Origin of the sequence: Deinococcus rubellus (assembly GCF_025244745.1) — a bacterium.
GTDB lineage: Bacteria > Deinococcota > Deinococci > Deinococcales > Deinococcaceae > Deinococcus > Deinococcus rubellus.
In genome coordinates, this window is sequence record NZ_CP104213.1 from 956842 (window position 1) to 969308 (window position 12467).

General features: G+C 63.8%; 15 protein-coding genes, 1 tRNA gene and 1 pseudogene. 9 read left to right on the top strand and 8 right to left on the bottom strand.

Annotated elements, in window-relative coordinates; all coding sequences use genetic code 11:
* The first annotated feature begins 13 nt into the window (after positions 1-13).
* Positions 14-328 (top strand): DMT family transporter, encoded by a 315-nt coding sequence (locus N0D28_RS05060; protein ID WP_260561287.1) that lies wholly within the window; start codon positions 14-16, stop codon positions 326-328.
* Positions 325-672 carry a DMT family transporter gene (locus N0D28_RS05065; protein ID WP_260561288.1) on the top strand — a complete coding sequence of 116 codons (348 nt, stop codon included), beginning with the start codon at positions 325-327 and terminating at the stop codon, positions 670-672. The genes N0D28_RS05060 and N0D28_RS05065 overlap by 4 nt, the downstream gene beginning before the upstream one ends.
* A gap of 7 nt (positions 673-679) precedes the next feature.
* Here N0D28_RS05065 and N0D28_RS05070 read toward each other — a convergent pair whose 3' ends face one another.
* The 4 genes from N0D28_RS05070 to ruvA all read right to left on the bottom strand — a co-directional run bounded on the left by N0D28_RS05070 (position 680) and on the right by ruvA (position 4424).
* The gene (locus tag N0D28_RS05070; protein WP_260561289.1) at positions 680-1303 is read right to left on the bottom strand and encodes an SDR family NAD(P)-dependent oxidoreductase; all 624 of its coding nucleotides are present in this window, start codon (positions 1301-1303) and stop codon (positions 680-682) included.
* Positions 1304-1351: 48 nt separating this feature from the next.
* Positions 1352-2362 carry an MDR family oxidoreductase gene (locus N0D28_RS05075; RefSeq protein ID WP_260561290.1) on the bottom strand — a complete coding sequence of 337 codons (1011 nt, stop codon included), beginning with the start codon at positions 2360-2362 and terminating at the stop codon, positions 1352-1354.
* Positions 2363-2523: 161 nt separating this feature from the next.
* A complete protein-coding gene (locus N0D28_RS05080; protein WP_260561291.1) occupies positions 2524-3834 on the bottom strand; it encodes a low temperature requirement protein A in 1311 nt (436 codons plus the stop codon).
* The gene (ruvA, locus tag N0D28_RS05085) at positions 3831-4424 is read right to left on the bottom strand and encodes a Holliday junction branch migration protein RuvA (protein ID WP_260561292.1); all 594 of its coding nucleotides are present in this window, start codon (positions 4422-4424) and stop codon (positions 3831-3833) included. The genes N0D28_RS05080 and ruvA overlap by 4 nt, the downstream gene beginning before the upstream one ends.
* 233 nt (positions 4425-4657) lie before the next feature.
* Here ruvA and typA point away from each other — a divergent pair, with 233 nt between their 5' ends.
* The gene (typA, locus tag N0D28_RS05090; RefSeq protein ID WP_260561293.1) at positions 4658-6439 is read left to right on the top strand and encodes a translational GTPase TypA; all 1782 of its coding nucleotides are present in this window, start codon (positions 4658-4660) and stop codon (positions 6437-6439) included.
* 96 nt (positions 6440-6535) lie between these two features.
* On the opposite strand, the gene N0D28_RS05095 is transcribed toward typA, so the two are convergent.
* A complete protein-coding gene (locus N0D28_RS05095; RefSeq protein ID WP_260561294.1) occupies positions 6536-7276 on the bottom strand; it encodes a hypothetical protein in 741 nt (246 codons plus the stop codon).
* Positions 7277-7374: 98 nt separating this feature from the next.
* Positions 7375-7584, bottom strand: a complete 210-nt coding sequence (locus N0D28_RS05100) for a hypothetical protein (protein ID WP_260561295.1) — start codon at positions 7582-7584, stop codon at positions 7375-7377.
* Between the two features lie 345 nt (positions 7585-7929).
* Between N0D28_RS05100 and N0D28_RS05105 the strand changes: the two genes are divergently transcribed.
* Complete coding sequence (locus N0D28_RS05105) at positions 7930-8211, top strand: hypothetical protein (RefSeq protein ID WP_260561296.1); 282 nt, start codon at positions 7930-7932, stop codon at positions 8209-8211.
* A 227-nt stretch (positions 8212-8438) separates the two neighbouring features.
* Positions 8439-8515 (top strand) — tRNA-Arg (locus N0D28_RS05110).
* 75 nt (positions 8516-8590) lie between these two features.
* Here N0D28_RS05110 and N0D28_RS05115 read toward each other — a convergent pair.
* Positions 8591-9904, bottom strand: coding sequence for a tyrosine-type recombinase/integrase (locus N0D28_RS05115; RefSeq protein WP_260561297.1), 1314 nt, complete (start codon positions 9902-9904; stop codon positions 8591-8593).
* 3 nt (positions 9905-9907) lie between these two features.
* Positions 9908-10078: a helix-turn-helix domain-containing protein gene (locus N0D28_RS05120; protein WP_260561298.1), complete on the bottom strand. Its 171-nt coding sequence runs from the start codon at positions 10076-10078 to the stop codon at positions 9908-9910.
* 240 nt (positions 10079-10318) lie between these two features.
* Here N0D28_RS05120 and N0D28_RS05125 point away from each other — a divergent pair, with 240 nt between their 5' ends.
* From N0D28_RS05125 to N0D28_RS05135, 4 genes and pseudogenes are all read left to right on the top strand, one after another.
* The gene (locus N0D28_RS05125; RefSeq protein ID WP_260561299.1) at positions 10319-10690 is read left to right on the top strand and encodes a hypothetical protein; all 372 of its coding nucleotides are present in this window, start codon (positions 10319-10321) and stop codon (positions 10688-10690) included.
* 223 nt (positions 10691-10913) lie between these two features.
* Positions 10914-11543: a hypothetical protein gene (locus tag N0D28_RS15555; protein ID WP_312846434.1), complete on the top strand. Its 630-nt coding sequence runs from the start codon at positions 10914-10916 to the stop codon at positions 11541-11543.
* A 352-nt stretch (positions 11544-11895) separates the two neighbouring features.
* A pseudogene (locus N0D28_RS15650) lies at positions 11896-12054 on the top strand (hypothetical protein); the annotation flags it as partial.
* A gap of 18 nt (positions 12055-12072) precedes the next feature.
* Positions 12073-12411 (top strand): hypothetical protein, encoded by a 339-nt coding sequence (locus N0D28_RS05135; protein WP_260561300.1) that lies wholly within the window; start codon positions 12073-12075, stop codon positions 12409-12411.
* Positions 12412-12467 lie beyond the last annotated feature (56 nt).

Below are 12467 nucleotides of genomic sequence, written 5' to 3' on the forward strand. Positions count from 1 at the left end.
AGAGGAGGCTTTCATGGGATGGACGATATTGCTGCTCGCCGGGTTGTGCGAGATCGGGTTCACGACCTGTCTGAAACTCAGCGACGGATTCAAGAAACGCTGGCCCAGCCTGCTGTTTCTGGTGTTCACCGTCGCCAGCTTTGGGCTGATGAGTCAGGCGCTCAAGACGCTGCCGCTCGGCACGGTCTACGCGGTCTGGACCGGCATCGGCGCGGTGGGCACGGCTTTGATTGGGTTCCTGTTCTTTCGGGAGGAAGCCACGCCGCTGCGGCTGGGGCTGCTGGGCACGGTTGTGCTGGCGATCATCGGGCTGCGGGTTGTGCCGTGAGTGACCCGCGCTGGACCGGCTGGCACTGGCTGGCGCTGGCCGGGCTGCTGGAAATCGGCTTCGCCACCGCCCTGAAGCTGGAGCAGACCCGCCCGCAGTTTCTCTATGTGTTTCTGGTGTGCGCCTACTTCAGCTTCGACTTTCTCGCGCGCGCCCTCAAGACCATTCCGCTGGGCACGGCCTACGCCGTCTGGACGGGCATCGGCTCGGTGGGTGCAGTCGCGGTGGGCAGCCTGCTGTTCGGCGAGGGTCTCAGCCTGGTGCGTCTGGCCCTGCTGGGCGTGCTGGTCGCGGCCTTGATCGGCCTGAAGCTGTCGTCCAGCGGCAAAGGCGCTGAGGTCTGACCTCACTTCAGATGCGCAACTCCTCCTGCCCTGCGCCGCCCCGGTCATCCATGATGGCCTGCGCCACCACATCTGGCGACACGGCCCCTTTCGGTACCTTGCCCACCTGCGCCCACAGTCCGGTGTCGACGGCAGGCGGCAGCACCAGCGTCAGCATTTTGCCGCGCGCTTCCAGCCGGGCAATGCTGAGCAGCCGGGCGACCGCCGCCTTGCTGGCCGCGTACTGCGAGAAGCCCCGTGCGGTGGTCAGGTCCTCGCGCGCCCCGACGACGTACAATCGCCCGCCCGCCGCCAACTTGGGCAGCCCGTACTTGAGCGTCCACAGCAGCCCGAAATAGTTGGCGTTCCAGACCTGCCGCACGTTCTCGGCCTTGGCCTGGGCCAGCGCCTCGGGGTGAGCCGACCCCGCCGCGTAGACGATGGTGTCCAGCGTGCCTGGAAGCTGCTCGAAGAGGCGGCTGACCTGACTCTCGAAGCCCACGTCGGCCTTCAGAATGTTGGCCTGACGCCCGTCAGCCAATACCTGCAACTTGTCCCCGTCGCGCCCGCTGAGCCACAGCTCGTCCTGTGTCCAGAGCCGCGTGAGGGTCGAGCCGATACCGCCGGTTGCGCCGAGAATGAGCGTGGTCATGCGCTCAATCCATCACGTTTGGCACGGCCAGACCGTAGGGTTTCGTTCTTAAGTGAGGTCGACCACCGTGCGCCCGCGCACCTGCCCGGCCAGAATCTCCCCGGCGAGGCGCGGCAGGTCTTCCAGCCGGGCCGTCTGTACACCGCTCTGGAGGAGCTGGTCCGGCAGTTCGGCGGCCAGGCGGTCCCAGGCGCGCTGGCGGGTGGGGGCCGGGCACTGCACACTGTCCACACCGTGCAGGGTGACGTTTCGCAGGATAAAGGGCAGCACCGAGGTCATCAGGGCGGCGCTGTCGGCCAGGCCGCAGGCTGCGACGTGGCCGCCGTAGCAGGTACTCGCCAGCACGCCTGTCAGCGTTGCGCCGCCCGCCACGTCCACGGCGGCGGCCCAGCGCTCCTTTTCCAGCGGCTTCTTGAGGGCGCTCAGCTCGGCCCGGTCCATCAGTTCTGCCGCGCCCAGACTCCGCAGGTAGTCGCCCTCGCTCGCCACGCGCCCGGTGGCCGCCGTGACGCGGTAGCCGCGTGCTGAGAGCAGGCTCACCGCCACACTGCCCACGCCGCCCGCCGCGCCCGTGACCAGCACCTCGCCGCCCTGGTCGGGGGTCAGGCCCGCGTCTTCCAGCGCCATCACGCACAGCATGGCGGTGAGGCCTGCCGTGCCCACCGCCATCGCCTCGGCGGCGCTGAACCGCCCAGGTGTCTTGACCAGCCAGTCGGCCTTTGCGCGGGCCAGTTCGGCGTAGCCGCCCCAGTAGCGCTCGCCCACGCCCCAGCCGGTCAGAGTCACGGCGTCGCCAGCTTTATAGCGGGCATCCGAGCTGTCCAGCACGGTTCCGGCGAAATCAATGCCTGGCACCATCGGATATGTGCGGATGCCCAGCTTGCCCAGAATGGCCAGCCCGTCTTTGTAGTTGAGATCGGACGCCTGCACCCGCACGGTCACCTCGCCTGCGGGCAGGTCGCGACTGGGTACGTCGGTCAGGTTTGCACTCACGGCGTCGCCGTCTTTGGTCAGTAGCATGGCGCGGAAAGTATCGGGCAAGGTGGCTGGATTGGTCATGGGTCTACGGTAGCGGGTCCGGGCGGCGGAGGTGGAGTTTGGCACTGGGGCAGAGCGGGGGGCCGCAGCTCCGGAGAGCGCTCCAGAGGCGCTTCTGGCCGGTCTGGTGACCCGTATTCACCATTGCTTCAGAGAAAGCAGGACTTCGGAAGGGGTGGACTTCAGGTTTCGGGCGTCGTGGCCTGGGCGGAACGGCCCTGATTGGATGAATGCCCGGACGAGCCGTCGTCAGCGGCACTTTCGTCAGCGTGGGTTTCCTCGGCCACGGCCTCCTCGGTGCGCGACAGAAACTGCCGGGCCGGATCGCGCCAGACGGCCAGCAGCGCCAGGCCGCAGACGGCCAGGGTCGCTGCCTGGTAGGGGAGGGTGCCCAGCGGAACGAACATCAGCCCCAGCATCGCCGCGCCGCCCAGCAGCAGCGCCCAGATGCTCAGGTCCATTCGCAGTTTACCCAGCGCGTGCTGAGTCACGAGGCGCAGCGCGGCCAGGTTCAGGAAAATGGTCGTCAGCGACAGGGCCACGATGACCCGCTCGTGCTGGTCGGCTTCTGGCCCCTGATTCGCGATGCCGTGCCCGATGCCGACCCCCAGGGCAGTGAGGGCCAGGGTCAGCGGCAGGTGGGTGTAGAGCCACAGCAGCAGCGTGCCCACCCGTCCGTCGCGGTGGGCCAGCAGCACTGGCAGGTCGCGGGCCTCGTCGAAGTACAGCTTGAAGAGCACCAGGGTGATCAGCAGTGAGAGCCCGGCGGGCAACTGCCCGATCAGGGTGAGTTTCTGGTTGCCCGCGCCGCCCACGATCTCGGTGATGATGGCCCCCAGCGAGATGATGGTCAGCAGCCCGACGCGCTCCGGCAGATGCTCGGGGTGCGGCAGATTCTGGGCCTGGACCCGCCGCGAGACCATCGAGGCCACCGCGTCCACGCCCACGGCGCAGCCCCAGGCGACCTGCTGCCAGCCGAGCGGCAGCCAGGCCGAGCCCAGCCAGATCAGGGCACTCAGCCCGAAGGTACGAAACTGGGCGCGGGCCAGTTCGGGACTGGGGGCATCTTTGATCTGCGCGGCGTACATCCCCACCAGCACGAAGCGGTTGACCGCAAACAGCACGCTGAAAAATCCCCCCACGTCTTTTAGGTCGCCCAGCACGCCCAGCGCCAGGCCACCCACGCTGAGCAGTTGCAGCGCCGTGCCCCAGCGGTAGGGCCGCCCCTCGTTGCCGTAGCGCCCGGCAAACAGAGTGTTGCCGACCCAGGCCCACCACACCGAGACGAACATCAGCGCGAAGATGCTGAAGCCCCGCAGCGTGGTGTCATCGGTGAAGCGCCGCGCCAGCTGGGCGAGGGCCGTGACGAACACCAGATCGAAGAACAGTTCCAGCCAGGTGGCCCGCTGCTCCTGGTTGGGCAGCTTGGCTTCCTGATCGGCCTTTGCCTGACCAGTCTCCGGCCCTCCGGCTGCCGGGTGGGCGGCGCTCAACGCAGGCGGCCCAGGCTCTTGCGGATCAGTTGATCGGCGCTCTGTTCGGGGTCCTGCGAGAGCAGTTCCGAGACGGCGGCCCGCACCTGGGCGTCGCGGAAGCCGAGTGCCAGCAGCGCGTCCACCGCGTCCTGCCCCGCCGTGCTGACCACCCTGAAGCGCGCGCCGCCCGCCGTGGGCGCAGCCAGATGTTCCGGCACCTTGCCCTGGAGTTCGAGCACCAGGCGCTCGGCGGTGCGCTTGCCCACCCCCGACACGCTGCTGAGTAGTTTGCTGTCGCCGCTGAGCAGGCCCTGGGCCAGCGCCGGGGGCGACATGCCCGACAGCAGCGCCAGCCCCAGCTTCGGCCCCACGCCGGTCACGCTGGTCAGCAGCTCGAAGAGTTTGAGGCTGTCAGTGTCATGAAACCCGAACAGCGTCCAGGCGTCCTCGCGCACCACCAATCGGGTGTGGAGTTCGGCGGGCGACCCCACGCTCAGCTTGCCCAGGGTCGAGGCCGGGCACAGCACCTCGTAGCCCACGCCGCCGGTCAGGAGAATGGCGCTGTGTTCGCGCAGCTCGCGCACCACGCCGGAAAGAAAAGCAATCACCCGGTCAGTTTAGAGGAGGAAGCCGGGGGAGACAGGCTGCGGGATTGCGCTTGCCCACGTCCGTGATTCCGACCTGCCCCCCGAACCGTGACACCGCCCTGACTTTCCTGGCCCATGATCTGTTAGAATCCACGTTTGGACGGCCCGCCACGGCGAGAAGTAGTCAAGTGCGCGGGCGTTTTTGTGGCCTCCTTCCTGAGTGGGGGAGCGGCCCCAGCAAGGAGAAAACGCACATGGAATACCGCAACATCGCGATTATCGCGCACGTCGATCACGGCAAGACCACCCTGGTGGACGGCCTTCTCAAGCAGACCCTCAAGCTCAAGCATGGTGAGGAAATCGCCGAGCGGGCGATGGACAGCAACGACCTCGAAAAAGAGCGTGGCATCACCATTCTGGCCAAGAACACGGCAGTCGAGTACAAGGGCGTCAAGATCAATATCGTGGACACCCCCGGACACGCCGATTTCGGCGGCGAGGTCGAGCGCGTGCTGGGCATGGTGGACGGTGCGCTGGTGCTGGTGGACGCGGCCGAAGGCCCGATGCCCCAGACCCGCTTTGTGCTTCGAAAGGCCATTGAGCTGGGACTGAAGATCGTGGTGGTCATCAATAAGATCGACCGCCAGGACGCCCGCATCGAGGAAGTCGTCAACCTGACCTTCGACCTGATGGCTGAACTCGGCGCGAGCGACGATCAGCTCGACTTCCCGATCCTGTACGCCGTGGCCCGCGACGGCAAGGCCTACAAGGACCTCGACAATCCCCAGGAAGACATGCACGAGCTGTTCGAGATGGTGCTGGAGTACATTCCACCACCACCAGTCGAGCTCGACGAGCCGTTTCAGATGCTGGTGACCAACCTCGACTACTCCGAATACCTGGGCCGCATCGTGCTGGGCCGGGTACAGCGCGGACAGGTCAAGAAGGGCGAGTACGTGCAATTGATGCACAAAGACGGCACCATGACCAAGGCCAAGATCGTCCAGCCGTTTACCCACTTCGGTCTCAACCGCATCGAGGCTGACGTGGTGGGCGCGGGCGACATCGTGGCGCTCTCCGGCCTGGAGGACGCCCAGATCGGTGAAACGGTGGCCGATCTGGCCGATCCCGTGGCCCTGCCGATCATCACCGTGGATGAACCCACCGTCAGCATGACCTTCCAGCCCAACAACGGCCCGTTTGCCGGGCGCGAAGGCAAGTACGTCACCTCGCGCCACCTGAATGACCGCCTGAAAAAGGAAGTCATGACCAACGTGTCGCTCAAGGTCGAGGAACTGCGCCCCGACGAGTTCGTGGTCAGCGGGCGCGGTGAGCTGCACCTCTCGATTCTTCTGGAAACCATGCGCCGTGAGGGCTACGAGCTTCAGGTCGGCGCACCGCAGGTCATTACCCGGATGGTCGACGGTGAGAAGTCCGAGCCGATTGAGCATCTGGTCGTGGACGTGCCCGAGTATCACTCCAGCACCGTCATCGGCGCGATCACCAGCCGCAAGGGCCAGCTCGTGAACATGGAGCCGCAGGGCAACCGCACCCGCGTGGAGTTCAAGATTCCCTCGCGCGCGCTGTTCGGTTTCCGTACCCAGTTCCTGAGCATGACGCAGGGCGAGGGCATCATGAGCCACATCTTCGACGGCTACGCGCCGTGGGCCGGTGAGCTCAAGACCCGCCAGAACGGTTCGCTGGTGGCGATGGAAGCGGGCAACTCGTTTGCCTACTCGATCTGGAAACTGCAAGACCGGGGGAACTTCTTTATCCTGCCCGCCACCGAGGTGTATGTCGGCATGATCGTCGGTGAAAACGCCCGTGAGAAAGACATGGACGTCAACGTCACCAAGAACAAGAAGCTGACGAACGTGCGCTCCAGTGGCGCGGACGACGCTCTCTCGCTCACGCCCATCAAGAAGCTGACGCTCGAAGACGCCCTAGAGTACATCGGCGACGACGAACTGGTGGAAATTACGCCCAAGAGCATCCGGCTGCGCAAGAAGATTCTCGAACCCAACATGCGGAAGTAAAGCATCGGCACGCAAAGAAACCGTCTCAAAATCTGCAACAAGAAGGCCGGGGCCACGCGCTCCGGCTTTTTGCGTTCAGGAGTTTTGTTTAAGCCCTCACTTCTTGCAGGTAAGGTCCACCCGGAAGCTGGGATCGGGCACAGTAAATCCGACGTTCTTCAGATCCGGGTCCACCTTTTTCAGATCCTCCAACAAGAATTTCTGCGGCGGCTTGGCCAGCACATCCGCGTCGGCTGTCTTGACATCCGGGTACATGCGGAAGGTATAGAGAAAGCCTGAACCCTGGGGCAACTTGGCATAGGTCTTGTCTTGCCAGCCGTCGCGCGTATCTTTGGCCCAGCTATCGCCGTCCGCGAAGGCCAGATTCATGGCTCCATTATAAACAATGCCGGTATCGGCCAGCCTTATCGTCTGCGCCGTGCCGTTTTTCATTTCTACGGAAATGCCCCAACCGCTTCCATAGTTGTAGCCGCCCTCATCCTTGATGGGCTGAACTTTGGTGACGCGCATCCGCCATATACCGTTAAAGAGCCATTCATTGATGCATCCCGAGACGCTGGCCTTCTGATTGGCTCCCCCCGCCCCGTTGTTGGCCGTAGGAGGGGTGCTGGTCGTCACCGCGCCCGCCTTGCCGCTGCTCAGGCTGGTGACGCCGCTGCCAGTACTGACCTGAATGCCCAGGCCGGGGAGGGCGCTTAGCGGAACATAAGTTTTGCCGCCCACGACCACCGTTTTGTCGGTGGACACCTTGCCGTTGAGAATCAGGGTCTGGGCCGAGGCGGGCACGAGAAGGCCGAGGGTGAGGATCGACGTGATCAGGCAGCTCATTCCGGTCATGGCCAGAGGATAAAGAGGAGGGCGTCAAACGGGTGTCAAAGCCGGTGGCGCAGCACGGCCACGAAGCGCTGCGCCTCGCCCAGCGGCACTTTTGGGTGTCAGATCAGGGTCTGGGCGGGTTCACTTGCTGGAATGTAGGTGTCGGTCGGGCGGCAGTCGTCGGCATCGGAATCGTAGGTCTGAATCAGGCTGGGAAGATGGGTCAACTCACGGGCGAAGCTCGCGTGCTGTGTCCAGTACCAGAGCGTGTACACGTCAACGTAGGCCGTGCCGCCCGGTTTCAGCCAGCCGCCGATGCGCTCCGGCAATCGCTACTGCTCAGTGTCGGAACCGATGCCGAAGCCGTTCCAGTAGCACACGGCGTCTTAGGGGCTACCGGAATCAATGGTGCAGAAATCGCCGGTCAGCGTCTCTACCTTCACGCTGTGTTGGGCGGTCAGCTCAAGGGTATGCGCCGAACCCTCTCGCGCCGCTCCAGCGCCGTGACCGTGTGAGTCTGGAGAGCGCGGCCACCGCGAATTGCCCGCCGCCCGCGCCGAGCTCGAGCAGATGGCCGGGGTCGCCGAGCCGCTCAGTCAGCTGATGGTGGTGAGGGGGGGTGATAAGTCCCGCTGGCACGCCGGGGCCGGTGTCCTGCCGGGTAGACTGCCTGCATGTCCAAAGTCGTGTTGCTCGTTCAGGGCGTGCTGGTCGAGGGTGAACTCCTCAGCGGCGAGGAAGCGGGACGGGTGGTGGACGCCCTGCCGCAGCTTGGTGAGGTGATCGTGCTGAAAAATGTCAAGCTGCTCAGCGGCGGCATCAGCCGGAGCCTGGACGTGATGTGCCTGCCGCGCGGCACCATCGGCGGCTGCGGCCTGCACAGCCAAGGCGGTGATACCCTGAGTACCCTGCGCCAGCTTGAAGAACTCGACGCCATGAGGCAGCTAGGCTGGTGAGTGGGCAGATACTCAACAGACACGCGGCGAATAGGCATAAAAAATCCGCCTCGCAGGCGGCTGTTTTCGTTTGACTGATAGGAAGATCATAGCGTGGTATGCAGCCGAAGTCAAGAACCACACATTGAGAACCGCACACCTGTAAGGCTGCCATTCGGTGGGAGACGGCGGAAAAATGCTCTATACTGCGCCGCGCAGGATTTTGTAGAGGCCCAAGCCTGCGCTCGGCACTCGTAGCTCAGTCGGATAGAGCGGCCCCCTCCTAAGGGGCAGGCCACTGGTTCGATTCCAGTCGAGTGCACCACGTCTAGCACAGCAAAAACCCCTACCCAGTCGGTGGGGGTTTTTGCTATTTGGCGTAGTAATGGCGTAGTAGCGTTCAATTCAACACCGCCGTTGCCGTGCTGGGCACTGTTGGCAGGGTGGGGAACAGGTCGACCACCGTTGCCCGTAGCTCATCGTCGAGGACATGCCGGTACACCGTGAAGGTAATGGCCGGGCTACCGTGCCCCAGGTTCTTCGACACCACTTCCACCGGGACACCATGCCGGAGGGCCAGGGTCGCGTAGGTGTGCCGCAGATCATGGGGGGAAATGTCGGGCAGCCGTTCACCAGCCAGCGCTGCCACCTTGAGGGCGGGCCGCAGTTCACGGGGGACGCGGGTCCACACGCTGCCCCGTCCGTCCTGTGCGGCCCGCGTCGGCTCTGTCCAGCCCAGCACGGCACTCAAAGCGCGGTTCAGGTTGTCGGGGTGTGTCCACTCTCCCAGCGCCGTAGCGAACAGCACACCGCCGTCCTGCCAGGCTGGGCCAGCTGCTGCCCGTTCAGTGTCCTGGGCGGCGCGGTGCCGCTTGAGTAGGGTGGTCACGCTGGCCGGTAAGTGCAGCTCGCGCCGTGAGTTGGTGGTCTTGGGGTTGCCGGTGACGATGCCCTGCACGTCCATCACGCGGGTCTGCCGAATCCGTAGCGTGCCCCGCGCTAGGTCAACGTCTGCCCACTTGAGGCCCATCACTTCGCCGCGCCTTAGTCCCATGCCCAGCGAGAGGAAGAGGGCAGGCCACAACCGGCATAGGCCCGCGTCATAAAGCGCTGAGCCGATGATGTGCAGTCGCGCTGCCTGATCCGGGTTCAGCGCCTTGATCGACGCTGTTTCATTGACGCTGATCTTGGGCAGCTTCACGCCGTCCATCGGATTGACATAAATAATCTGGTCGGCCACTGCTTCTTTGAACATCGAGCGCAGCCGGGTCAGGGTACGGCCCAGCGTACTTCTGGACATGCGCGTATCGTTCCGCATCTCGCGGGCGGCGACCTGGCCTACCACGTCCTTGAGGTGATGCGGGCGCACGTCTTGAAGGCGCATCGAGCCGATGTGCTCTAAAGCGTAGTCCAGTTCCTGCCCGTACTTCTTCGCTGTGCGCGGGGTCACGTCATGCTGACGGCGCAGCCAGCGGGCCGCGAAGTCTGCCACCGTCACTTTGTCAGGCTCACCGATCAGGCCGCGTGAGTAGTCGGTCAGGGCTGCATTCTTTGCCGCTTCTGCCTTGCCTTTCGTCTCGGCATACCTTGACTTTGAGATGCGCGAGCCGCTTGAGCGGAAGCCCAGTGTGATTTCCCAGCGCCATTTCTTGCCAACTTGGCGCACTGTGCCTTGACCGTTGCCGCGAACCTTGGGCTTCTTATCGCCGGTCACGGCTTAGCCTTCCTGCTTAGGCTGGGCTACTAGCTCCAGGCCCAGCGCGTCCAAGACCTTCTGCCAGTTTTCAGGGATGGCCCCACTCTGCCCAGTCAGAAGCCGGGTGACGTTTGGCCGCTGGATACTGGTCAGCTCAGCAAGCTTCTCATGGGTAATGGCCTGCTGCTTCATGCGCTCCCTGACGGCTTGCCTCACTTGCTCATTCATTCCTTTCACAGTATCACCTCTTGACACATAGTATCATAAACTGATACAATTGCAAGCAACAGAAAGGACGGGTTTCCCGCTAAGAAAGCCCCGCCCTTCCTGACTCCCCTACAGCGCAAGACCGAAAGGAGCACCATGAACGATACCAAACGCCACGCCCTGAGCCGTACCTAGCAGACCGTCACCACTTACCGCGAGTGCGGTGTGGTGGTCGAAGTCGCCCGCGCCACCGTCACCCTGAGCCGCGTGGAGCTGAGCGGCGCGCTGAGCGCCACTGTCAACGGCCTAGCCGTCGAACTGGAGCGCGCCGTGAGCCTGCTCAGGAATGCCGACACCGTGACCGTGATGGATGAGACCCTGGCCCCCCAGATCATCGGCAAGGCCCGCGCCGCCCGGCTGCACAGCATCATGGGCCGGGTTGGGCTGCCCAGCTTCCAGCACTACGGCCTGGCCGCCGCTGCCCTGTGTGAGCCGTTCCCGCTGGATTCGCTGGCCAGCCTCACCGAGCAGGAAGCCCGCCGGGTCTGGGCGCATCTGTGCCGCTGCTACCCCAGCGCCCGGCAGCACGCTGCATGAGGTTCTAACCGAGTGTTACAACCTCTGAGGACCGCGACAAGCGGGCAACTGACTTCCTGTATTTAACAATTATTTGACACCCTGGCCTCTAGAATTTTTTGGTGAAGCACCAATAGTCCACTCGATAACGCCTCGCGGACGGCAGCCTCACCTCCTAACACAAGGCCACCACTTGCCTTTTCAGCGCACTAACCGGGCCGAGGCCTGGGTCAACGGAGACCATATGCCCAAAATGTTGATTTCACTGCTCACCGTCGCCCTACTGCTTACCGCTTGCACCGGCTCTCAGGGACCAGCCGGACCTGACGGCGCTCAGGGGACCAACGGGGCGACCGGCGTAGCGGGACCGACCGGAGCGACCGGGGCCAGTGGCCCAGCTGGCGCGACCGGCCCGACGGGTTCCCAAGGCACACCGGGCACGACCGGGGCGAACGGCGCGCCAGGGCCACAGGGCGCACCAGGCCCGACAGGCAACGCCAATGTACAGATGTACACGTTCGCCCCCAACTCACTGAATGCGCGAATCGACAAATACGATGCTTTCTATTATGTGCCAGGGATCACGCAAACACAGCTCGAGTCGAGCGTTGTGCTTTGCTACGGTGAGTTGAATGGCACTTGGACTCCAGTACCAGGACCTTACGCATCGTTCATTGCAATGAAAATTGTTATCACAAGTCTAGAGATAGAAGTTAAGAGGACCGATCCGACTGGGACACCGATTGAAGAACCAGGTTTTAATAGCTTCAAAGTCGTCATCATCCCTGCCACGAAAGTCACTCCGCTCTCGTTGCACGGCCCGGACCTCAGCGATTACAACGCGGTCAAGGCGTATTACCATCTTGGTGACTGATCTACCGCGCGACACGAAACAGGCCGTGTCCCAGTTGTGGGCTCTCCCCTGAAAATCTGTGCTTTGTCCTCACCATCACCCCACTGACCAGAGCCACAGCGCTCGCAAGTGCCCTCCGGTTTGTCCCCGGCTTGCAGCACTGGCCACCGCAGGAGGGGCTGTCTTCCTCATTGCGAAGGGACGTACCCCGGCTCCCAGGTAGACCTCCCCACCGGGGTACCGGCAGCTTTGCCCCCGACGCCGTGCCCTGACCACAAGAAACCCTTTCTCTCCTCACCGCCAAAAAATTGACGGTATACGGCCCCGCTCGCCCTGTGCCATGCTACTTCTCTCTTCACTTCATCATGGAGATATGACCTTAAACACTGACCAGCAGAGGCACAGTCCCGCCGAAGCTACGCAAGAAAAGCAGGGGGCCAACGCGCGCACATGGACACCTGCACAACGCCAGCGCAGCAGGCGGAAGGCCGCCTTCCTTAGAGCGCTACATGAGCACGGCAGCATCAGCGCCGCGTGCCTGGCCAGTGGGGTGCATGACACCACCGTGTGGAGATGGCGCAAAGAGTACCCCGCCTTCGACACCGCCGTGCTGAACTTCACCGAGGGCGTCAGAGAGCAGCGTGTGATCGAGAGCCTGTACAAAATCGCCACCAGCGAAGATCCGAAGATGGCAAACGCGGCGGCGAAGGCGGGAGCGTTCTTGCTTCAGGCCTGGAATCGTCCCAAGTACTCCCCGCATCTGAAGATCGAGCAGACCGTGAGCGTGCACCAGCAGGTGCAAGTGGCCCTGGACGTGCGCGATCAAATCCGCGCCGTCCAAGCGGAGCGGCTCAGCCGCATCCACGAACACCGCACACTGGAAGGCTAGCGGCAGGGAGAAAAGGAACCAGGCTTGCCCGCTGGGGCGGCCTGGCTCCTTTCACG